Origin of the sequence: Leuconostoc gasicomitatum LMG 18811 (genome assembly GCF_000196855.1) — a bacterium.
GTDB lineage: Bacteria > Bacillota > Bacilli > Lactobacillales > Lactobacillaceae > Leuconostoc > Leuconostoc gasicomitatum.
Genome location: NC_014319.1, coordinates 1,471,881 through 1,496,178, shown reverse-complemented (window position 1 = coordinate 1,496,178; position 24,298 = coordinate 1,471,881). Strand labels below are relative to the sequence as shown.

Genomic DNA, 24,298 nt, shown 5'->3' with positions numbered 1-24,298 from the left:
TTTATTGGATTGGGGGATGCAATAATGAAACGTACACAGCATTATCGCATGAAAAATCAACTATGGCGGCGTGCTTTTGTAGCCATATTGGTTGTCATTGTTTTGTGTGTTTGCAGTCTATATGTGATACAATATAAGCCAATGACTTTGAATTCCGAGCCAAAAGCCGTGAAGCATACGACCAAACCGGCATCTGAAGGTATTATAAAAAATTTAAACCAAAATGTTCTTTTGAAAAACAATAATTTGGCGGATAGTTTTAATACACAATTAAAAGATTCGGGTTTTATTGGTACGGCTTTGATTGTTCAGCATAATCATGTAATTTTACAACAAGGTTTTGGTTATGCTGATAAAAAAGAAAATCGATTGAATGATGCACAATCGCTGTACCAAATTGCGTCCATTCAAAAAGGCTTTACTGCAACTTTAATTATGAAACAGATTCATGCAGGGAAATTACAGCTTAATACGCTATTGAGTCAATATTATCCAAACATTCCTGATGCTGATAAAGTGACAATCAAAGAAATGCTTACAATGACCAGTGGGTTAACAGAAAAAATGGATGCTAATGTATTCACTACGGAAGCTGAAAATGTTGCATTTGATGCTGAACATACAACAGTTTTAAATTCATCTAATTGGTCATATCAGGCAATTAATTATCGCTTATTGTCTGGTATTCTGATGAAAATTACACATAAAAGTTATTCAGATTTGTTCAATGAAACCTTCAACAAAAAGTATCATTTGAATGTGTTAGATTATAAAGATTTTGTGGTAGATCCGCATCGTACAATTGGTTATAAGAATGCCGATTATAGCCAATTAGCATCAGAAAAACCATTATCTTATGCGTTTGAAACTGGTACTGGAAATATGGCTATGTCTGCCGGAAATTTGTATACTTTTTATCGTTTATTAACTGATCATGTGATATTAAATGAAGAATTATTGAACATGATGTGGCAGCATCCGGTTACTAGTAACTATGCAGGTGGTATGTACCATTATGATGAGTCTAGTATTGGACATGGCTTTAAATTAGGGTTTGAACCAACGGTCATACTGACAAAAAATGGTCAAGATGCTGTGATCTTGATGAGTAACGAAAATGCAAGAGATAAAAGCTGGAAACCACTGGCTAAGCACTTGTTTGCACAAATGACAGCAATCAAAATTATAAAATGATTTTGATTGCTTACGCGCCAAAGAGCGCAGAGGAGAAAAATTTTGAAGTTTAGTGAATTAGGTTTATCACAAGATATTTTAGATGCAATTACAACACATGGTTATGTAGAAGCAACACCAATACAAGAAAAGACAATTCCGTTAACACTTGCTGGTAAAGATGTTATCGGTCAAGCACAAACGGGGACTGGTAAAACAGCTGCTTTTGGTTTGCCAATATTAGAACATATTGATTTAGATAATAAAAATATTCAAGCATTGATTGTATCACCAACACGTGAACTGGCTATTCAAACAGCTGAAGAATTAAAAAAGTTAGGCCGTGATAAACATGTCGATGTTCAAGTTGTTTTTGGTGGCGCAGATATTCGTCGTCAAATTCAAAATTTGAAGTCACATCCACAAATTTTAGTTGGCACACCTGGTCGTTTACTTGATCATATTAACCGTAAGACTGTGAAGATTGAACATGTTAAAACATTGGTTTTGGATGAAGCTGATGAAATGTTGAACATGGGATTCTTAGAAGATATTGAATCAATCATTAAAAATACACCTGCTGAACGTCAGACGTTATTGTTCTCAGCAACCATGCCACCAGCAATTAAGCGTATTGGTGTCAAGTTTATGACGAATCCAGAACATATTCAAATTGAAGCCAAGGAATTAACAACAGACTTGGTTGACCAATATTTTGTTCGCATGCGTGAAAATGAAAAGTTTGACACAATGACGCGTATATTTGATGTGCAAGCACCAAAGTTGGCGATTGTGTTTGGCCGCACAAAGCGTCGTGTTGAAGAATTAGCACGTGGCCTAGAAGCACGTGGTTATCATGCTTCTGGTTTGCATGGCGATTTGACACAACAAATGCGTTCGCGTGTTTTGGCGCAATTTAAGTCACATGAAATTAATATTTTAGTTGCGACAGATGTAGCTGCCCGTGGTTTGGATGTTAAAGATGTGTCTCATGTTTATAATTTTGATATTCCACAAGATCCAGAATCTTATGTACACCGTATTGGCCGTACTGGTCGTGCTGGTGCTAAGGGTGTATCTGTAACGTTCGTTTCACCCAACGAAATGGATTACTTGCGTGCGGTTGAAGATCTAACAAAGAAACGTATGACAGCATTGGAACCTGCTTCATTACAAGACGCACGCGTTGGAAAAATTAAAAATGCTGCTGGTGAAGTTAGTAAAATTGTTGATGCAGCTAATGCCAAAGAAATTCAATCAGAAGTTGATAAGTTAACAGCACAGTATTCATCTGAACAATTAGCTGCTGCATTGTTATCATCAGTTGCCGATCTAGAGAAGCAAAATACACCAGTTGAAATTACTCGTGAACGACCACTACCAAGACGTCGTGGTAATGGTGGCGGTTCACGTAATGGTGGTAGCCGTGGTGGTGATCGTCGTCGTGGTAATAGCGGTGGTGGTTATCGTGGCAACCGAAGTGGAAATGGCGATTCACGCTCTAGTAATGGTGCAGGACAACGTCGTGAATCATCACGTGACGGTGGTTCAGGATCAAACGGTGAACGTCGTTTCGGCGATTACAAGCGTCGTGATGGTCGCTCAACAGAACGTCGTTCAAACAATGGCGGCGGGGCACCACGTCAACGTCGCGAATTTACAGTACGTGAAAAAGATTAATCAGTAAAAGCGTATAATCTGATGCCTATTAGAAAAACGCAACAATGATATTTTGTTCACAAATTATGATAGTTTAAATACACACGATGAAACCGTCCAAACAATATTTGGATGGTTTTTCATTGTTTAAACATGGAGACTCAAAATGAAAACAACTGCAGAGGCCATTACCTTTATACATGGGCGGCCAAAAGGTGGTCGCAAAGAATCAATGGACCGCATGTATGCGTTACTTAAATCATTAGGAAATCCACAAGACCAGCTACCACCTGCAATACATGTGACAGGAACAAATGGGAAAGGTTCCGTAGCTACTATGACAAGTAATATTTTACGTGTGTCTGGTTACAAAACCGGTTTGTTTATTTCTCCGTATATTATTGATTTTCGTGAACGCATTCAAATTAATAATGAATTAATTTCGGAAGCACATTTAGTAGCTATTACAAAAAAAGTTGCTGAAACTTTAAAAAAAGTAGATGTGCAATTGGCACCTGATATACCAACAGAGTTTGAAGTATTGACAGCAGTGATGTTTACTTATTTTGCACAGCAAAAATTAGACGCATTAGTTATTGAAGTCGGTATTGGTGGGCAGTTAGACTCAACTAATGTCATGCCAAATGCTAAGGTAGCTGTAATTACAAGCATTGGTTTAGATCATCAAGTATTGTTGGGTCATACAATTGAAGAAATTGCATGGCAAAAAGCCGGCATTATTCATAATAATATGTCGGTTGTCATTGGCAATCTACCTGAAAACGCGCGTCGCGTGATTGCTGATCGCGCAAATGTATCTTTGCTTCAAGGATCACTTAATGATTTTGAACAAGGGTTGCCGGGCAAATATCAAATTCAAAACACTGCAACTGCAGTCGCCGCTGTCGCGGCTTTTGATAGGAATATTAAAAGCATTGATATTAAACAGGGATTAAGAGAGAGCCATTTCGCTGCACGTTTTGAATTAATTAAGCCAAATGTGATGATTGATGGCGCTCACAATGCTCAAGGTTTAAAAGAACTTTATCAAGCACTCAATACGCCTTTATATCAAACAATGACTATGACGTTAATTATTGGTAGCTTAATGGATAAAAACGTCGTATCGGCTTTTGATGATATTTTAAAAAACAAGCGTTTTCAAATTATGTTGGTCCCTTTTGTTGGTCCAAATGGTCGACACAGTTTAGATATTAAAACAGTGGCACAAAAGTATGGTGTTAAAGTAGCTGAAAATTGGCATGAAGCATATCATCAATGTCATACAGATATGATCATTTTTACTGGTTCTTTATATTTTGTTAGTGAGGTACGAGGAGAGATATGCCAAAATTAGAGGGGGAATTATCAACACGATTAATACTTAGTGTCGTGTCGATAGGGTTATTGGGATTCTCTGATATCATGCTGGAAACAGCGTTGAATGTCAGTTTTCCACTGTTGATGACAGAATTTGATGTGACATCTAGTACAGTACAGTGGCTAACATCTGGCGTTATTTTGCTGACGAGTATGGTAGTTATTTTATCGCCATGGTTGAAGCAACGCTTTACAAATAGAAGCCAATTTATGGTGGCAACAGTGATTTCGATTGTTGGTGTGTTAATTGATGCTGTGAGTAGTAATTTTGGATTGACACTGTTTGGTAGACTATTACAAGGTATCGGCGGTGGTGTAGGCATGCCCCTTATGTATAACGTCATTTTTGAACAAGTACCGGAAAACAAACGCGGTACAATGGTTGGTATCGGGTCGCTAATTATTTCATTTGCACCAGCAATTGGGCCAGCTTTTGGTGGTTATTTAACGCAGAATTTTGGTTGGCGTACAGTCTTTTGGGTTGTTTTACCAGTTCAAATAGGGTCGCTGGTTATTGGCTGGTTTACTATTAAACAAGTATCTCGTTTAACAAAAGAAAAATTAGACTTGATTGGTTGGGTATTGCTTAGTGCATTCTTTGTCGCTGGTATTTTTGTCATTGAGCGTATTAGTTCGCATGGTGTGACAAATATTACGAGTGTGGCGTTACTTTTGATGATGTTTGGCGGCATTGGCGGTTATTTACTTTACGCGCCACATGTTGTTAATCCGCTGTTGAATCCAGCTATTTTCAAATTCAAAATATTTTCGTTAAGTATTACGGCTTCATTTATAACGCAAGTTGTTAATTTAACATTTAATTATGCATTACCAATGACAATACAAATGGTATTATTTCAAAATTCACAGGTTGCAGGTTTGACCCTGCTACCAGGAGCCCTAGGTTATGCTTTAATGGCGATTATATCAGGTCGACTTTATGACCGCTATGGTGCAAGATTACCAATAATGATCGGATTAGTCCTGATTCTTATTGGTACAATTATGATGGCAGTGTTGCCAATTAGTTTATATGGCATGCTATTTAGTTTTTTGGTTATTCAACTCGGCTCTGGTTTCTGGTTTGGTAATAATATGACCAATGCAATCAGTCATGTACCAACTAATTATCAAAGTGCAGGAAATTCGATCTTCACAGCCACAAATAATTATTCAGCAGCAGTTGGGATTGCTTTAGCTGCAGGCATTATTTCAATTTTCCAAAAACATGCGGATTCGGCCGACCGACTCATTACAGCGACTCACTTGGGGGCAACTTGGTTATTTAGAATAGATGTTTTTTTAATTGTGTTGGCAGCAATTTTTTCTGTTCGTGTTTTGACAAGTGTGAACAAAAAAGGTTAGTTACGTATCATCTCTTAGAGGTGAACAATGGCTTTAAATGAACAAATAAAAAAATTTTATACAGTACTTGGTCAGAATGGAAAGGATGCATTAAAAGAATTACGACGTCACTTTCCAAATGATTATAATTTGAATGAAATGACACATGATGCTGCAGAGGATTTTATTGCTCAAAATCCAACACAAAATAAAGCATTACTGATTGGCGTAGAAATTGGGAAACATATCGCAATGGCAACACGTCCCAAACTTTTGAGCGCTAAATTTTCAGAAGAAATTGGGTATTACGCACAACGACAAATTGGTCATCTACCTCAAGAACAATTGTGTGTTGCTTTGCTTGATGCACAGTTGAGTGTTATTGGATGGGAGACCATTTTTGTTGGTAGTTTAACGCATGTGCAGGCCTCACCGCGTGAGATTTTTCAACGTGCTTTGCATGCTAATGCGCTTGGATTTATGATTGTTCATAATCATCCTAGTGGTAATCTGAAACCATCAGATGCTGATGTGCAATTTAGTCAAAGATTAAAGTTGCTTGGGGAACAAATGACAGTACCAATGTTAGATTCATTTATCGTGACGCGTGATAGTTATTGGAGTATGTCGGAAAATGCGCAATTGAAAATTATTGTATAAAACTTGTGTGTCAAAGGGTTTTGCTATTATTTTTGGTAAAATCTTTTTTTGTGTCGATAAAACTGGTAGAATAGAATGGATTGAAATTGCGTAATAAACGAGGATAAAATGACAAATAAGAAACCAGCAGTATGGTATGAGCATCTTCATACTGAAAAACATACAGGCGCACGGCGCGGTCGTATTCATACGCCACATGGTACCTTTGAAACACCAATGTTTATGCCTGTTGGCACACAAGGAGCAGTAAAAGGTGTAGGCACACGTGAACTAAAAGATATGGGATCACAATTCATTTTAAGTAATACTTATCATTTATGGGTACGCCCAGGAGATGAATTGATAGCACAAGCTGGCGGATTACATCAGTATATGGGTTGGGATCAAGCTATTTTGACAGATTCGGGTGGCTTTCAAGTTTTTTCATTGTCAGATGCTCGTAAGTTACAAGAAGAAGGTGTAACTTTTCAAAATCATGTGAATGGTGACAAAATGTTTTTGTCACCTGAAGTGGCTATGCGAATACAAAACAATTTAGGTTCGGATGTCATGATGCAACTTGACGAGGCAATTCCTTATTTTGAAAGTTATGATTATATTAAGGAGTCAATGCAACGTTCTCTTCGCTGGGCAGAACGTGCACAAGTAGCTCATAAAAAAACAGATTCTCAAGGACTATTTGGTATTGTTCAAGGGGCAGGATTTAAAGCATTACGCACAGAATCAGCGAATGGCTTAGTGGGAATGGATTTGCCTGGATATGCAGTTGGTGGCCTTTCGGTTGGTGAATCAAAGTTAGAAATGAATCGCGTATTGGATTTTACTATGCCATTATTGCCTGAAGACAAGCCACGGTACCTAATGGGTGTGGCTGCACCGGATTCTTTGATAGACGGGGTCATACGAGGGGTAGATATGTTTGACTCGGTGTTGCCAACACGTATTGCCCGTAAAGGGACATTAATGACACGTCGTGGACGTGTGGTTATTAAAAATTCAAAGTATAAAAATGATTTTACACCGTTAGATCCGGATTTGAGTTATTATTCAGCCAATCCAATTCGAACAAATCAATTTGGCAATCAAAGACAGTTTGATAATCCAAATTACAATCCATTTCAAAATTTAACACGCTCTTACTTACATCATTTATTTAACGCAAACGAAATTTTAGGCGCACAGTTAGCATCACAACATAATTTACGCTATTTATTACAGTTTATGGAAGATATGCGAACAGCGATTGAACATGACGAATTATTAGCGTTTAGAGCGACTGTAATGGAAGAATATGGTTATAATAAGCCAAATGCGCGTTTATTTTAAAAAAAAGTCGCAGAGTTTGATATAATTAATGTATAGTGTGATTAGTAAATAGTTCACACAGTTAAGAAAGTAGGAAATACTAATATGAACTTGAGTTTGATTTTCCCAGTTATTCTAATTGTTGGTATGTTTTGGTTTATGAACCGTCAGCAAAAGAAGCAACGTGCGACACAAGAAGCACGTCAAAATAGCTTAGAAAAAGGATCAGAAATTGTAACAATTGGTGGTTTGCATGCGGTTGTTAGTAGCGTAGATACTGCTAACAAAACAGTTGATTTAGATGCTGAGGGTGTGATTTTAACATTCGATATGGCCGCTATTCGAACAATTAAGCCAAAAGTTGAAGCGCCTGAACCAAAGATAGCTGTTGAAGATTTGAAGCCCTCTGAAGATTCTGCTGAAAAAATTACGGTTGATTCTGATAAGCCTTCAGAAAAATAAGCAGTATAATTAAGAGAGCAGAATGCTCTCTTTTTTTTGGATGGTAATATAAAAATGATAACAAAATCAGTAATTATGGATGATAACACTAAAATTGTGTATGATGAATATGGTCAATTAAATCATCAAACGTTATTTTTATTACATGGCAACGGTAGTTCAGCGCGATATTTTCGTCGTCAAATAACACAATACGAAACGTTATTTCATGTGATAGCCATTGATACACGTGGCCATGGTCGATCTTCTAATGAAAAAGATAGCATTAACATAACTGATATTATAGTAGATATTAATACTTTACGTTTGAAACTGGGTGTTAGTCACATTTTTTTATTGGGTTATAGTGACGGTGCAAATATTGCAATCAAATATGCAACGCTTTATCCTAAAAATGTCACGAGAATGGTATTAAATGCGCCTAATGTAACAAAAGATGGTGTTTATAAAATTCTCTGGGTTGTTGATGATATGGCGCAATTTTTTACTGGGCTTCTTGCGTACGTCAGTACTTACGCAAGAAGGCGTCATGAACAGTTGCATGTCATGAGTCAATCGTTGGAAATCACATCAACAGATTTGGCTTTTGTAAAAGCACCTACACTGATAGTAGTTGGTGAATTTGATTTAGTTAAAAAGCACCATATCGATTATATTGCACATGCGATAAAAAACTCAGAAATTATGGTTATACAGCGACATAGCCATTTTGTAACATATACCAATCCAAAAAAATTCAGTCAACTCGTCATGCCATTTTTACTTAAGGGGATAGTTAATGACAAAGATTAAACATATTTTATCACGACTAATTGTGCCAACGACAACAATTATTTTAGTCATACAGTTGATTTTTATGACACGGGAGATTACCTGGCGAATGATTATATCAACAATTAATGACGTGGCTTGGTGGCAGGCTGTGTTATTGATAGTATTTGGCTTTTTAGCTGTTTTAGTTACCACGTTCAATGATACTATTTTGGCAAAATGGCAAAATTATCGTATTGGAAAAGTTGAATTGTATCAACGTGCATGGTTAATCAATGTTTTTAATATAAATGCTGGTTTTGCAGGTACTGTTAGTGTGCTTTTAAGGCGTATACTTTTTTTTGACCAAAGTAAACCAAATCAATTAAAACCTTATTTTCAAATGTATGTATTAAGTTTGACTGGGTTATTATTGACAAGTGTTTGCGCTTTTTTAGCACTATTTTTAAAAATTATTCCGACATTTGACGATATTATGGTATGGCTAGCTACAATTTTAATTATAACTAGTATTATTGTTACGATATCATTGATTCCTAAATTACATTTATGGCTGGGTATGAAGCGCGCGATTGCAAAGAAATTTATAGGGATTTCGTGTTTAGCCTTGCTATTGCAAATGGGCTTGTTTGTCATTACTGGCATTACGATTGGCGTATCGTCAATTCAGGTTAGCATGATGATGTTCTTGTTTGTTATCGCGAGCACGATTGCCTTTGTATCAATGACACCTGGAAGTTGGGGATCATTTGATGTTGCTATGTTACTGTTATTATCAAATGTTGATGTGTCCCAAGATCGAGCAGTAGTTTGGTTGATATTGTACCGTGTATTCTATAACATACTACCGTTATTTAGTGCATTAGGCTTATTTTTTTATAGATTATCACGTAAATTAAATGTAGATTATCGTGGTGTTCCTCACTATGTAGCGGGAATGGTAACACATCGCATCATTACTGTAACACTTTATTTATTAGGCTTTTTACTGGTATTATCTGGTACAATGCCGGATGTTGCTCAGAAAGTTATGGGCCTAAATCGCTTATGGATATTACCAAGTGTTTATGCAATTGCTAATCAGTTGCCAAATATTATATTAGGCTTTTTATTGTTAATTAGTGCACGTGGGGTAGCTAATCAAGTAATCCGTGCCTATAAGTCGACAATTTTAGTGTTAGTTTTAGTTGTTATTTACACATTAATTAGTTATCAATATATAGCACCAGTGATTTTCGTTGCTGTCTTACTAATTGCGTTTATTCTGAGTAAAAAAACATTATACCGTCAGCAGTTTATTCATTCTTGGGAACAACAAGTGGTCGATGGTGTGATCTGGGGGACCTTAATTATAAGCTACCTATTATTAGGTGTTATTCATGCACCGTTTGTCCAACACCGATTTCATAATTTAAACCATACCGGCATTATGCCATCATTACATTGGTGGATTATGGGCGTGGCAGTTATTCTAATGGTATCAGTGTTTAGTGTCTTATTATTAAGATACTTACATGCGCATCAGCAACAGTTAGGTTTTATTTTTGATGAAGAACGGTTAAATAACATGCTAGCAGTTGGGGACACGCATTATACAAATTTGGCGTTTCTCGGTGACAAACGACTGTACTATTATCAGGTCAATAATCAAGATGTGTTAGCCGTACAATTTAGAATTATTAATAATAAAGCGATGGTGATGGGAGATCCATTTGGTGATGCTAATTACTACGCTGAGGGCATGCAACAATTTGTTGAGGATGCTGATATATTAGGATACATGCCAGTATTCTATGAGGTGAGTGAACGTATTGCCATGCTGGCACATGAGTTTGGATATGATTTTTTCAAACTCGGTGAGGAGGCACACGTCGTACTTGACCAATTTTCAACATCTGGTAAAAAGATGCAAAATATACGTTCAGTCATGCATCAAGCAACGCGTGGTGGTTTTGAGTTCAATGTATTACAACCGCCATTTAGTCAAGATATCATGATGCAATTACGTACAATTAGTGATGAATGGCTTGCAGGTCGAGAAGAAAAAGGTTATTCGTTAGGTTTCTATGATGATCAATATATCCAACGATATCCAATTGCTGTTTTAGAGAAGAATAGTCATATTGAAGCATACGCAACACTTGTAACATCACATACAGAGCAGCAGATGGCGGTTGATCTGATGCGCTTTACCAAAAAATCACCAAATGGTGTGATGGATGTTTTGTTTGTTAATACGATTGCTTATGCTAAAGCACAGGGTTTAATGACACTTAATCTTGGCATGTCACCATTGGCAAATGTCGGACAGCACCGTCAAAGTTTTGGGCGAGAACGCCTAGCTAATTTGGTTTATCAATTTGGATCTAAGGTGTATTCATTTGAAGGTTTACATCATTATAAGAGTAAATTTACAAAAAAATGGGTGCCGATGTATATTGCCTATTCTAGAAAATCATGGATTTTGATGGTAATGATTGGCTTGTTGAAAATTGATAATAAGGGAGTTAAACGTGCACCTGAGATAAAAGTCGTGTATGATAAAGATAACAATTTTTAAATATGAGGAGGGAAAGTATATATTAGCCGTTTAATCTCGTGGAGAGACGGCTGGCCATATATGATAATTGACTATGCCAATGCATGAATTTTTTATGGGGATGACCCAATTAGAATTAATTAATCGCGCGCCAGGATTTTTTAAGTATCAACCACATAATGTTGCAGCACACTCATGGAAAGTAGCACAAGTAGCACAATTTTTAGCAGACGTTGAGGAACAAAATGGGGCTACTATTAATTGGCAACTGGTCTATGAGAAGGCTTTGAACCATGATTACACTGAACGTTTTATTGGTGATATTAAGACACCAGTTAAATATGCAACGTCTACTTTACGATCTATGCTAGCAGATGTAGAAGATTCAATGACGGAAAATTTTATTAAAACTGAAATACCACGTCAATTTCAATCGGTCTATATGCGACGTCTAGGGGAAGGAAAGGATGACAGTATTGAGGGACGAATTTTGTCTATATCTGATAAAGTAGATTTAATGTATGAAGCGTATGGTGAATTAGAAAAATTCAATCCTGAACCTGTGTTTGTTAATATTTTCCAGAGCAGTTTAGAAGCACTAGCTGAATTTCAAGATATGGCGAGTGTTAAATATATTGCTACAGACATCCTACCAGATATTTTTGAGGAAGATTTCATTAGTAAAAATCAATTATATGATTTGGCTAAAAGTTTGTTACCAGATTTTGCTGCTTCTCAAAAATAACCGAAATGCTGGGTTGAAAATTAAAAAATGATTGTATATCAATGTATAAGTTAGTGGGGAAACAATGGTATTAAAAAAGAATTATATTGCACGTATGCGAGAAAAAATTGGGCACGAAGGCATGATCTTTGTGTCAGCGTATGGTATTTTATGGAATGAACAGCATGATAAAATTTTACTTGAAAAACGTTGGGACTCTGACGAGGGCTGGGGCTTTCCGGGAGGGTATCTTGAGTATGGTGATTCACCAACACAAGCGGTTATCCGAGAATTTAAAGAAGAAACCGGCTTGGATGTTGAGGTTGTACGTATGCTTGGTTTGTCTACAAATATTACAGATGAAAATTCATGGGGTGATGCACAAGAAAGCATTGGTATTGGCTTTGAGATGCGATATCTTGGTGGTACCTTATGTAAGGATGGCACAGAAACAGTTGATTTAGAATATGTTTCTGTTGTTCCTGAGCCAAAAATGTTTGTGCCACAGGCACAAAAAACCATACATAGTGTTTTGACAGAAAATGAAGTTAGTGACAAACCTTGGATTCGCGAACATGGCGAATGACTTAATTTAACATAATTGAAAGAGAGAAAAATATGGCATTCTTAGAACTCCAGAATATTAAAAAATCATACTACCTAGGTAAGGAAGAATTTCCTGTTCTAAATGGCATTGATTTGTCGTTTGACAAAGGAGAATTTGTTTCGATTCTTGGTGAATCGGGTGGTGGAAAGTCTACTTTAATGAACATTATTGGTGGGCTAGATCGTAATTTTGAAGGAATCGTTGAAGTCAACGGTGATAAACTTGATCATAGGCAAGAAAAGAAGCTTGACGTTTATCGCCGTGAAACAATTGGTTATATTTTTCAAAGCTTTAATTTAATTAATTATCAAACTAATTTAGAAAACGTTGAGACGAGTTTGAACATGACAACGTTATCAGCTGCTGAACGTAAAGATCGGGCAAAAGCACTGTTAACGAAAGTTGGCTTGGTCGAGCATCTTCACAAATACCCATCGCAATTATCAGGTGGTCAAAAACAACGTGTCGCTATTGCACGTGCACTGGCTTCTGACCCAGATATCATGATTGCCGACGAACCAACTGGGGCACTTGATTCTGTTAATACGACTGAAGTGCTTGAATTACTAAAACAAATTGCTGAAGAGGGTAAACTGGTTATTGTTGTGACCCATTCACAGTCAGTTGCAGAATACGGGACACGCATTCTACACATGGCCGATGGGAAGATTGACGAAGAAAAGTATTTGAAGGATAAATTTTTAGTGCCGGAAAATACAAAGCGCTTAACTTCACGACCTTTGAAATCATCTTCAATTTGGGATATGGCATTTGATCATTTAAAGTATAAAAAGCTTCAAAATTTTTTAATTATATTAGGTTCAGCAATCGGCGTATTTTCGGTTATAATTTTTTTGGGATTAGGTAATGGTATTAAAGGATATATTACCAATCAAGTTGATGCTCTTGTCAATCCAAATTATCAGTCCGTTGTTCGTAATACGACTAAGGATAAAGATGCTAGTGCGGCAGAACGTATGCAAGCAACTGCACAAGCTAGGGCAACAAACTATTCGTCTACAACAATGAATAAAGCTATGCTAAACCGTCTAGACAATGTGCAGGGCGTTGACGCGGTTTATGCTGGTGGTCAGTTTAGTAATGCTGTGTTTACGTATGGTAATGTGAAGTCACAACCAGTGCAAATACAATCATGGTCACCACAATTTTCTAAAAAGACAATTAAAGCTGGACATCAAGCAAAATCTGGTGAAGTATTAATTGATCAGGCATACGCTAAAAAAATTCAAAGTAACTATCAGGCACTGATTGGGAAAACAATCTCATTTAGCTATATGGCGTTTGATTCATCAAATCGACCAGTTGTCATTGCTACTTCAGCAAAAATTGCTGGTATGACTGATGGTGGTCAATCAGGCGCAATGTTTATTCAAAATTGGTCAACAATGCAAAATGATTTGAAAAAGAATAATGCAGTAACAGAAGCGAACTATGCTGCAGTTGAAATAAAAGATACTAAAGCAGTTAGTGCAACGATGAAACGTATTAATAAACTACAAAGTAATGGTATGCAAAGTTTTGCTGGTGTATCATTGACTGATATTTTAAGTACCATTAATACAATTACCAGTTTAGCATCATATGTGTTGGCTGCGATTGCTGGTATCTCATTGCTCGTTTCAGCTATTATGATCATCGTGACAACATACATGTCTGTTTCCGAACGTACACGTGAAATTGGTGTGCTTCGGGCACTTGGTGCTCGCTCTAAGGATATTCGAGGCCTGTTTACAAATGAAGCATTATTGATAGGAATCATATCAGCAGTTGTGGGTATTACGATAGCTTATATTGGACAAATCTTAATGAATACTGCATTAAATGGGTTAATACATTTCAGTATTGTACAGGTGTCAGTTGGTAATGTTATTTTTGCAGTCGTTATTTCGATATTAATTGCATTAATTGCCAGTTTTGTGCCATCACGACGAGCAGCAAAACTAAATACGATTGATGCTTTAGCTGCTGATTAAACATTAATAAATTAAATTTATCTGTGAATTAAATAGTGCTTGAAAAAATTAGTCGCTTGTTAATTGAACCATTCATTAATAAAAAGCGGCTTTTTTGTTACAAAAAATATCTGTCACACAATGGTTTGATATAATGATTACATGTTATAATATTTAAAAAATTATCATTTAAAGAGGAGTTAACAATGCAAATTTTAAAGGAACACGCGAGGCCTTATTTGCGAGATATCATTTTTTCGATTATTGCTGTTGTGATTATGGCGGGTGCGTCTTTATGGCAACCACGTTTGTTGCAAAGCGTGATGAAAGCAATTATTGCTGATGATCAACACAAGGTTATGGTATATGGGGTACAGTTAATTATTTTAGCAGTAATTGGTTTGATTGCTGGTGTCATTAATACAATTTTTGCCGCCAAGATATCACAAAGTATTGCGGCTGATATACGAGCAAATGAATATCAAAAAATTCAATCATTTTCATTTAGTAATATTGAAAATTTTTCAGCGGGCAATTTAGTTGTGCGAATGACAAATGATATTAACCAAGTGCAACAATTGATTATGATGGTTTTACAATCTTTAACGCGTATTCCAATATTGTTTATTGGGGCATTTATTTTGGCATTGATCACTTTACCAAAACTTTGGTGGATTGTGGTTTTAATGGTCATTCTCATTGCATTGGCATCTCAAATTGTTTTTAAACAAATGGGTAAGTATTTTATTCAAATTCAAAATTTAATTGATAAGACAAATACATTAGCTAAAGAAAATTTGCAAGGTGTGCGTGTTGTCAAATCATTTAATCAAGAGACAAATGAGCAACAACGCTTTACTGAAAATTCAAATAATTTAACTGGTGTGACAACGACCATTGGTTATTTATTCTCCACGATGATTCCGATGTTTATGTTAATTTCTTATTTAGCTATTGGTGCGGCAGTTTTATTTGTCGGTCGAGGTATTGTACAAAATCCTGATGATTTAGCAGCGATTACATCATTTATTTCATATTTGATGCAAATATTTTTTGCTATTATGATTGGAGGCATGATGTCAACGTTTGCCTCACGTGGATTTGTATCACTTGGTCGTATAAAAGAAGTTTTGGATACAAAGGCTGATCTCACTTATCATTCTGATGCACCAGAAAAAAAGTTGTCTGGTGATGTATCGTTTGAAAATGTATCATTCACTTATCCGGGAGATGAGCAACCAGCTCTTAAAAATATATCATTTAATGTTAAATCTGGAGAAATGATTGGTATTGTCGGGGCTACTGGTTCAGGGAAGTCGACTTTAGCACAACTTATTCCACGATTATATGACCCGACTGATGGTGAAGTACGTGTTGGTGGTGTCAACTTAAAAGAAGTCAACGAAAAATCATTACGCGCTACCGTATCATTTGTTTTACAACGAGCCATATTGTTTAGTGGCAATATTTCAGATAATTTACGTCAAGGTAAAAAGGCAGCGAGCAATCAAGATTTAAAAAGAGCAGCCGAAATTGCACAAGCAGCCGAATTTATTGATCAATATGATGATGGTTTCGAGCATCTTGTAGAAGAACGTTCAGCTAATTTTTCAGGCGGGCAGAAGCAACGATTATCAATTGCACGTGGTGTTGTCGGTTCACCAAAAATTTTAATTTTAGACGATTCAACCTCTGCTTTGGATGCACGGTCGGAAAAACTTGTTCAGGAGGCGTTAGACAATGAACTTTCTGGAACAACAACTTTTGTCATTGCTGAAAAAATCAGCTCAGTTATTCATGCAGATCGCATATTAGTATTAGACGGTGGAAAATTGGTTGGTGTTGGCTCACATAAAGAATTGTTAGTGTCATCACCAATTTATACTGAAATTTATGAAACGCAGAAAGCCAAAAGGGGTAACTGAACATGGTTGATGTAAAACGTGCCATTAAATATTTTGCTAGTTACTTGAAACAATATTGGATCAGTTTAACATTTGTTGTGGTAATAACGATTGTTTCAACTTATTTTCAAGTGAAAGCACCATCGTATATGGGCAAAGCAATTACAGAGTTAGCAAATTATCTTGGTCAATATATGAATCCAACTACACATGCAATTGCCAGTAAAACGCCCTTTTACCACGCACTTGAATCGATGATGTTGTTCTTCATTCTGACCGCAATTACGATGTTTATCTCGAGCTTTTTGTCTTCTCGTGTGTCGGCACAAGCATCTGGGCGTATGCGTATTGGTTTATTTGCTAAACTGCAAAGAATGACAATTAAATATTTTGATACACATCGCGATGGCGAAATACTATCTTTATTTACATCAGATTTAGATAACATTTTCAATGCAATGAATCAGGCAATTTTCCAACTTTTATCGCAATTTGCTTTATTTGTTGGTATTATTTGGATGATGTTTGATCAGAATGTTAAATTAGCATGGGTCACAATGGCTTCAACACCAGTAGCCATTATTATTGCTTGGGTGATTATTTCACGTGCACGCCATTTTATTGATGCACAACAAGATGCAACAGGCAGCATGAATGGCTACATTAATGAACAAATAAATGGTGAAAAAATTATTATCACCCAAGGCTTACAGGAAGAATCAATTGCTGGATTTATGCCCCACAATGAAAAAGTGAAACAAGCGACTTTTAAAGGACAAGTATATTCTGGGATGCTATTTCCCTTGATGCAAGGATTATCTTTACTGAATTTGGCAATTGTGATTTTTTTTGGATCATGGTTAATCGTTTCTGAAGGCATGGATAAAGCAGTTGGTTTAGGACTAATTGTTGTATTTGTAAACTATTCACAGCAATACTACCAACCAATTACACAAATTACATCAATTTATAACATGTTACAGTTAGCTGTCACTGGTGCACGTCGATTATCAGATGTACATGATCAAGACGAAGAAATTAATCCAGCTGATGGTCAAGAATTAAGTTCCATAAAATCTGGTGTGACACTAGAAAACATTCATTTTGGCTATACAGCTGATAAAGAAATTTTACATGGTGTGTCAATTCAAGTTGACAAGGGTGAAATGGTCGCTTTAGTTGGACCAACTGGATCCGGTAAAACGACTGTTATGAATTTATTGAATAGATTCTATGATGTTGATGATGGTGCAGTTAAATTTGATGGAGTTGACATACGTCATTTGGATTTGAAATCATTACGTGATCATGTCGGTATTGTACTGCAAGATTCAGTCTTGTTTAGTGGGACTGTTGCTGATAATATTAAATTTGGGGCGCCAAAGGCAACGGAAGAAGATATGATAAATGCTGCAAAACAGGCAAATATTCATGAATTTATTGTCTCACTACCAGCAGGTTATCAGACGATAGTGGACGATGAAAATTCGGTATTTTCGACTGGACAAAAGCAGTTACTTGCGATAGCACGAACAATTTTAACAAATCCTGCTTTCTTGATTTTGGATGAAGCGACTTCAAACGTTGATACGGTAACTGAGGCACGTATCCAAGCAGCCATGGATAATGTGATTGCTGGAAGGACCAGTTTTGTGATTGCTCATCGTTTGAAAACGATTCTAGGTGCTGATAAAATTGTGGTACTCAAGGATGGTAAGGTCATAGAGCAAGGATCTCACGAAGCATTACTTAGCAAAGGTGGCTTTTATTCTGAATTGTATCATAATCAGATGGTATTTGATTAAACAGAAAATTAAAAGCATGGGGCAACGAAATCAATTGGGGTTGCACCATGCTTTTTGCGTCTACGGGACATTTTTAAATTTATGGTATAATAGCAGTATTGTCATTATGGATTTTCTTTAATGTTCATATAAACTTTGGAGGACACAATGAATATTGGTCTCTTTACGGATACGTATTTCCCACAAGTTAGTGGGGTTGCTACTTCGATTAAAACGTTAAAAGAAGCGCTAGAGGCGCAAGGTCATCAAGTATATATATTTACATCAACCGACCCTAAAGTTTCGAAAAATAAATTCGAATCGCATATTTATCGTTTTTCTAGTGTACCTTACGCTGGATTTAAAGATAGGCGGTTGGCATTTCGAGGATTAATTCAAGCTGTTGAAATTGCAAAATCACTGCAACTTGATATTATACATACACAAACGGAATTTTCTTTGGGTTTATTAGGGAAATTTGTGGCGCGTCAACTTAAAATTCCAGTGCTTCATACATATCACACGATGTATGAAGATTATACCCACTATGTTGCTAGAGGTTTTTTAATTGGGCCTAAGGGTGTTGGTACATTGATGAAGGCCTATATGTCGGGAATGGTTGGTGTCATTGCACCATCACAGCTCGTTCAAGAAACGTTACTACGATATGGTGTTAAAGCACCAATACGTATTATCCCAACAGGTGTATCATTACCAAACACAGGGGTAGCTCACCAAAATTTACGACAAAAATATGGCTTTTCTTCAGAAGAACCTATTATTTTGTCGCTTGGTCGCTTAGCTTTTGAAAAAAATGTCGCGTTAACAATCTCTGTTTTTTCTGAATTATTACAAACTTGGCCAGAGGCAAGGCTAGTCATTGCTGGAGATGGACCTGCTAGAAAATCGCTAGAGGAACAAGTAAGTGAACTTGCTTTAGAAAAACAAGTTATATTTGCGGGTATGGTGAATCATGATGACATTATTAATTATTACCAAATGAGTAATGTGTTTGTTAGTTCTTCAGATACGGAGACACAAGGGCTGACATTTATTGAAGCAATGGCTGCAAATCGACCATTTGTTGCCATACACTCGCCTTATTTAGATAATCTTGTGGATCATGAAGCTATTGGGACGTTAGTGTCAGATTATGATGAATTGCTAGCTGGAATTGAAAAATATTTACGTCGTCCGGTCTCAGAATTAGACACAATCGTGCGAGCTACAAAAATGAAAGATGTTGATGCAACGACCTTTGCACATCGTGTACTGGATTTTTACGAGACGGTATTAGCTGATTACCATGATACAGATGTACCTGATGATGAAAACCCAACACCTGATGAGGTGGGTTATATGAAACGTATTTTACGAAATCCATTTAGGAGAAATTAATTGAAAGTTTTACTCTATTTCGAAAATCAAAAATTAATTGCTAAATCAGGTATTGGCCGTGCTTTGAAATTACAACAACAAGCGTTAGCATATACTGATATTGAAGTAACAATTAACCCCAAGTGTGTTGATTATGATATATTGCATATTAATACTTATGGTATTATGAGTAAACATATGGTGAACAAAGCGCATAAAATGGGTAAAAAAGTTATCTATCACGGTCACTCAACGTACGAAGATTTCAGAAATTCATTTACTGGATCAAATATAATCGCACCACTATTCAAATATTATCTGGTATCGCTATATCAAAAAGCGGATGCATTAATTACACCGACACCCTATTCAAAACAATTATTGCGAGGGTACCAACTGAGTCAGCCAATCACACCAATATCAAATGGGATCCCATTAGCAAAGTATGCTAAAAATAGCGATAAAGTGACAACTTTTCGCGCCTATTTTAAGCTATCTGATGATCAAAAAGTTATTATGAGTGTTGGTCTTTTTTTTGAAAGAAAGGGTATTTTGGATTTTGTTGCATTAGCTAAAAGGCATCCAGAATATTTGTTCATTTGGTTTGGATATACAGATTTAAGATTAGTACCGAAAAAAATTAGACAGTTAGTGAAGGAAAATCACGTACGAAATCTCATTTTTCCAGGCTATATTACAGGTGATGTCATTCAGGGCGCCTATCAGGGCGCTGATTTATTTCTCTATCCTTCTTATGAAGAAACGGAGGGCATTGTGGTACTAGAAGCCTTAGCATCAAAACAAAAAGTGTTAGTGAGAAATATTCCAGTTTACCATCAATGGCTAGAAGATGGTGTTAACAGTTATAAAGCCAATGATTTAGAGGATTTTGACGCTAAAATGGTTCAAATTCTAAATAATGAATTACCTGATTTAACTGAATCAGGCTATCAACTGGCAGTGGCCAGAGATTTGCCAGAAATTGGGCAACAATTACAACATGTTTACGAAACAGTGTTAGAGAGCTAGCGTAAATCAACAAGTGGGGGGAATAATGTCGAAAATCGATAAAATTTCAACGATAATCGTAGTTGTATTAACTGCAGTTGTCGTCTATTTTTTAACAAATGAGTTGCATGGTAAAAGTAAACAGCTAGCAGCAGCACTCAAACATTTAGATTGGCGCTGGTTATTTTTTGGTTTGTTAATGATGATTTTATCAATTTTTTTGGAAGCAGCAGCAACTTATGCCATGTTAAATAAGGCTGACCGCAGGCAAACCTCGGTACTGTCTTTATTACGTGTCCCTTTACTGAATCTTTTAGGTACTGGCGTCACACCATTTGCTACTGGTGGACAACCTGCACAATTATTTGGTATGACAAGAGCTGGCATTGAATCTGGTAGAGCACTGTCTGTTATTCTTATGAAATTTTTAGTATATCAGGTTGTTGTGGTTATGTTTTTTATTATTGCCTATTTTTCAGCAGAACATTTTATTTATGCGCAAGTCGATCCAACATTTGCACAATTTATTCCATTTGCAATTGCAATTCATGCTTTTGTTATTCTTGGTATCGCACTAGTGATGTTTTGGCCAGCAATGACATTACGATTAGTTGACATCATCTCACCATTGACTAAAAAAATGATGTCATCTGAACGTCATGACCGATTAATTACGAGGATAAAACAAAAGATCCATACTTTTCATGAGGAATCACGTCGTGTTATTAGCAGCTGGGAATCTCTAGTTGGTGCGAGTATTTTTACTATTTTGCAATTGGTTGTTTTTTATATGATTCCGTATTTTGTCATTCGTGCTTTTGGTTACGAAAATGTGAATCCGTGGTTAATTGTTACTATGAACATTATGATTGTAATGGTGATTTCACTGTTTCCAATTCCTGGTGGTGTTGGTGGGGCTGAGCTGAGTTTTCAACTGCTTTTTTCACCCTTTGTTAATAATCCAGCTACAATGATTTTGGTAATTCTATTGTGGCGTTTAATTACATATTACTTTGGTTTATTTGCAGGAATTATTACGTATATGCTGCCTGCTAAAAAAATAAAGGAAGGTCGTTAAAATGGTACTTGAAGAATCACGCATGAGTGATTTAAACCAAATCTTAAATCGCTTGCGTGCTATGATTGATTCAAATGATAATCAATATCAATCACGACGATTTGAAGCATTTGGCATTGAAGCGTTGCGAGTTGACTATGATCAATTGACTGGAATTTGGACAATCCATGAGCATCGTGAAGTCAGACAATTCCAGTTTGATAATATTGATTTGGTTGCGATTGAAATATATGATGTCTTACATGATTTTAAATTAATATTCTAAATGTACAATATAAAATAACGAATGGCATCTCCTTTATTGTTTTTGAATGTCAGTATGTTATGAAGGAAAATAAAATGAAGAACCTCGTAAAGAAAATCCCGAGTCCCAAATTTTTTTGGCGACAAATTAAACAAACAATGGACACGTCAGCACCACTGGTGTGGTTTTTTGTCCTAAACGTTGTCCTAGTGTGGTTTAAAACGTTTGTTAATTATCATATGAATTTTAACCTTGGGGCTGATGGTGCAACGCAGCAGTTTTTGTTGTTTTTAAATCCATTGCCTACAGCTATTATATTTTTAAGTGTTGCGTTGTATTTTCGAGGTGCGTTAAGTTATTGGATTGCAATTTTGTTCAATTTTATTCAATCCTTATGGTTATTTGCTAATATATTGTATTATCGTGAGTTTTCTGATTTTCTGTCCATGGGTATATTGAGTTCTGGTAGCTCAACTGGCAATAATTTAAGTAAATCAATTGCTGCTATTATTCACTGGTCTGATTATATGGTTTTTATTGATCTTATTATCCTTGTTGCACTTGTGGTGTTTAAGCAATTAACAATCGACAAAAAAGGTGTGCAGAAACGATTTGCGATTTTAACAACACTTTTAGGTGTGATTTTAATGTTAATGGATTATGGTATTGCGTCAACTGATCGCACAGGATTATTGACACGGTCATTTGATAATAATTACATTGTTAAGTATTTAGGACTTAACGAGTACGCTGTTTTCAATGCGGTGCAAACATATAATCAGACGGAGAGTCGAAAGCGTGCTAAACCGGCTGATCTAGCTAAAATTAAGCAATTTGTCTCGACACAGAAAATGCCAGACAATATTCAGTATTACGGTACGCAAAAAGGTAAAAATGTTTTCATGATTCATTTGGAATCCTTTCAACAATTTTTGATAGATTACAAAGTTGAAGGTCGGGAAGTAACGCCAAATCTTAACAAATTTTATCATGATCAAAGTACATTGAGTTTTGATAATTTCTATCATCAGGTTGGGCAGGGAAAAACATCTGATGCAGAGATGATGCAAGAAAATTCACTGTATGGTCTCTCAACTGGTTCTGCAATGGTTAAATATGGTACAAATAATACATTTGAATCATTACCTGCAATCTTAAATCAACGTGGCTACACGACTGCTGCTTTTCATGGGGATGTTGCTAGCTTTTGGAATCGTGATAATACCTACAAGTCATTTGGTTATGATTATTTCTTTTCGAAATCATATTATCCGAATGCTAATAAACCAAGCTTTAATGTGGGTTATGGTTTAAAAGACAAAATATTTTTTCAGGACAGCGCGCGTTATTTAGAGCAATTACCACAACCATTTTATGCCAAACTGTTGACTGTCACAAATCACTATCCGTATGAATTAGATAAGGGAAATATTGATTTTCCAGCGACTACGACTGGGGATAAAACTGTTGATGGATATGTACAAACGGCCCATTATTTGGACCAAGCATTTGGTGAATTAACTGATTATTTGAAAAAAGCCGGGTTATATGATAATTCAGTCTTTGTATTATATGGGGACCATTATGGTATTTCGGAAAACCATCAACCTGCCATTGCACAATTACTTGGTAAAGAAAAAGTAACAAATTATGATTTAGCACAATTTCAGAAGGTGCCATTTATGATTCATGCAAACGGTTTAAAGGGAGGTGTCGATCATACTTACGGTGGTGAGATAGACATGCTACCAACATTATTAGATCTCCTTGGTGTGCCAGATGATAACATGACGATGTTTGGACAAGACATGCTATCTTCGAAATATGAAGGTGTAGTGCCATTTCGTGATGGTGATTGGGTAACACCAACTTATATGAAATATAATAATCAATATTTTAATACGAAGACAGGTGAACAAGTAACTTTGTCATCAGATGCAGCTCTAAAAAAAATGGCCACACAGACGCAAGATTATGTGGATAAAGTCTTGGCCTATTCAGATTCAGTCATTACAGGTGACTTATTGCGATTTGATGAATCACGCTCTGATTTTCATACAGTCAATAAAAAAGATTTTGATTACAAAAGAAGTGCTGGTTTGGCTAAATTAAAGGCTGCACAACAAACAAATCCGTCAAGTATATTAGCTAAAAATAAAGATAAATCAACAACAAATTTGTATAAAACAGATGCACCGGAAGTTAATGCTTCTTCAACTTCTGACAATCAAAGTAGTGATGCAGACACATCATCAAAATAAAACGAACAAACGATAGAACGTTTGTTCGTTTTATTGTATAATGAA

At 36.1% G+C, this 24,298-nt stretch carries 19 protein-coding genes; all 19 read left to right on the top strand.

Translation table 11 applies throughout. The features are described 5' to 3' along the window. Positions 1–24: 24 nt before the first annotated feature. The 19 genes from LEGAS_RS07165 to LEGAS_RS07075 all read left to right on the top strand — a co-directional run bounded on the left by LEGAS_RS07165 (position 25) and on the right by LEGAS_RS07075 (position 24,253). Complete coding sequence (locus LEGAS_RS07165) at positions 25–1,194, top strand: serine hydrolase domain-containing protein (RefSeq protein WP_010386484.1); 1,170 nt, start codon at positions 25–27, stop codon at positions 1,192–1,194. 42 nt (positions 1,195–1,236) lie between these two features. After that, the gene (gene cshA, locus LEGAS_RS07160) at positions 1,237–2,853 is read left to right on the top strand and encodes a degradosome RNA helicase CshA (protein WP_010386486.1); all 1,617 of its coding nucleotides are present in this window, start codon (positions 1,237–1,239) and stop codon (positions 2,851–2,853) included. Positions 2,854–2,998: 145 nt separating this feature from the next. Then, positions 2,999–4,189: a bifunctional folylpolyglutamate synthase/dihydrofolate synthase gene (locus tag LEGAS_RS07155; protein ID WP_013231832.1), complete on the top strand. Its 1,191-nt coding sequence runs from the start codon at positions 2,999–3,001 to the stop codon at positions 4,187–4,189. Then, positions 4,177–5,577, top strand: a complete 1,401-nt coding sequence (locus tag LEGAS_RS07150) for an MFS transporter (protein WP_013231831.1) — start codon at positions 4,177–4,179, stop codon at positions 5,575–5,577. The genes LEGAS_RS07155 and LEGAS_RS07150 overlap by 13 nt, the downstream gene beginning before the upstream one ends. Before the next feature lie 27 nt (positions 5,578–5,604). Beyond that, positions 5,605–6,216 carry a JAB domain-containing protein gene (locus LEGAS_RS07145; RefSeq protein WP_013231830.1) on the top strand — a complete coding sequence of 204 codons (612 nt, stop codon included), beginning with the start codon at positions 5,605–5,607 and terminating at the stop codon, positions 6,214–6,216. 108 nt (positions 6,217–6,324) lie between these two features. Then, on the top strand, positions 6,325–7,542 hold the full coding sequence (gene tgt / locus LEGAS_RS07140; RefSeq protein ID WP_010385784.1) for a tRNA guanosine(34) transglycosylase Tgt: 1,218 nt from the start codon (positions 6,325–6,327) through the stop codon (positions 7,540–7,542). An 84-nt stretch (positions 7,543–7,626) separates the two neighbouring features. Next, complete coding sequence (gene yajC, locus LEGAS_RS07135; protein ID WP_013231829.1) at positions 7,627–7,983, top strand: preprotein translocase subunit YajC; 357 nt, start codon at positions 7,627–7,629, stop codon at positions 7,981–7,983. Between the two features lie 54 nt (positions 7,984–8,037). Continuing rightward, positions 8,038–8,775, top strand: coding sequence for an alpha/beta fold hydrolase (locus LEGAS_RS07130; protein ID WP_013231828.1), 738 nt, complete (start codon positions 8,038–8,040; stop codon positions 8,773–8,775). After that, the gene (mprF, locus tag LEGAS_RS07125) at positions 8,762–11,314 is read left to right on the top strand and encodes a bifunctional lysylphosphatidylglycerol flippase/synthetase MprF (RefSeq protein ID WP_013231827.1); all 2,553 of its coding nucleotides are present in this window, start codon (positions 8,762–8,764) and stop codon (positions 11,312–11,314) included. Before LEGAS_RS07130 ends, mprF begins: the two co-directional genes overlap by 14 nt. Positions 11,315–11,387: 73 nt before the next feature. Beyond that, positions 11,388–12,038 (top strand): YfbR-like 5'-deoxynucleotidase, encoded by a 651-nt coding sequence (locus tag LEGAS_RS07120; RefSeq protein ID WP_013231826.1) that lies wholly within the window; start codon positions 11,388–11,390, stop codon positions 12,036–12,038. Positions 12,039–12,102: 64 nt separating this feature from the next. Beyond that, on the top strand, positions 12,103–12,603 hold the full coding sequence (locus tag LEGAS_RS07115) for an NUDIX domain-containing protein (RefSeq protein WP_010382350.1): 501 nt from the start codon (positions 12,103–12,105) through the stop codon (positions 12,601–12,603). A 32-nt stretch (positions 12,604–12,635) separates the two neighbouring features. Next, entirely contained in the window at positions 12,636–14,618 is a 1,983-nt protein-coding gene (locus tag LEGAS_RS07110; protein WP_013231825.1) for an ABC transporter ATP-binding protein/permease, read from the top strand. Between the two features lie 185 nt (positions 14,619–14,803). Then, on the top strand, positions 14,804–16,522 hold the full coding sequence (locus LEGAS_RS07105) for an ABC transporter ATP-binding protein (RefSeq protein WP_010387684.1): 1,719 nt from the start codon (positions 14,804–14,806) through the stop codon (positions 16,520–16,522). A 2-nt stretch (positions 16,523–16,524) separates the two neighbouring features. Next, positions 16,525–18,306, top strand: coding sequence for an ABC transporter ATP-binding protein (locus tag LEGAS_RS07100; RefSeq protein ID WP_010387682.1), 1,782 nt, complete (start codon positions 16,525–16,527; stop codon positions 18,304–18,306). 147 nt (positions 18,307–18,453) lie between these two features. Then, positions 18,454–19,683, top strand: coding sequence for a glycosyltransferase family 4 protein (locus LEGAS_RS07095; RefSeq protein WP_013231824.1), 1,230 nt, complete (start codon positions 18,454–18,456; stop codon positions 19,681–19,683). Next, positions 19,684–20,691, top strand: coding sequence for an LTA glycolipid anchor biosynthesis glycosyltransferase, IagA/BgsA family (locus LEGAS_RS07090; protein ID WP_013231823.1), 1,008 nt, complete (start codon positions 19,684–19,686; stop codon positions 20,689–20,691). Between the two features lie 25 nt (positions 20,692–20,716). After that, positions 20,717–21,748 (top strand): lysylphosphatidylglycerol synthase transmembrane domain-containing protein, encoded by a 1,032-nt coding sequence (locus LEGAS_RS07085; RefSeq protein ID WP_013231822.1) that lies wholly within the window; start codon positions 20,717–20,719, stop codon positions 21,746–21,748. 1 nt (position 21,749) lies between these two features. Further along, positions 21,750–22,013, top strand: a complete 264-nt coding sequence (locus LEGAS_RS07080; protein ID WP_010390584.1) for a YkuJ family protein — start codon at positions 21,750–21,752, stop codon at positions 22,011–22,013. Positions 22,014–22,087: 74 nt separating this feature from the next. Next, complete coding sequence (locus LEGAS_RS07075) at positions 22,088–24,253, top strand: LTA synthase family protein (protein ID WP_013231821.1); 2,166 nt, start codon at positions 22,088–22,090, stop codon at positions 24,251–24,253. Positions 24,254–24,298 lie beyond the last annotated feature (45 nt).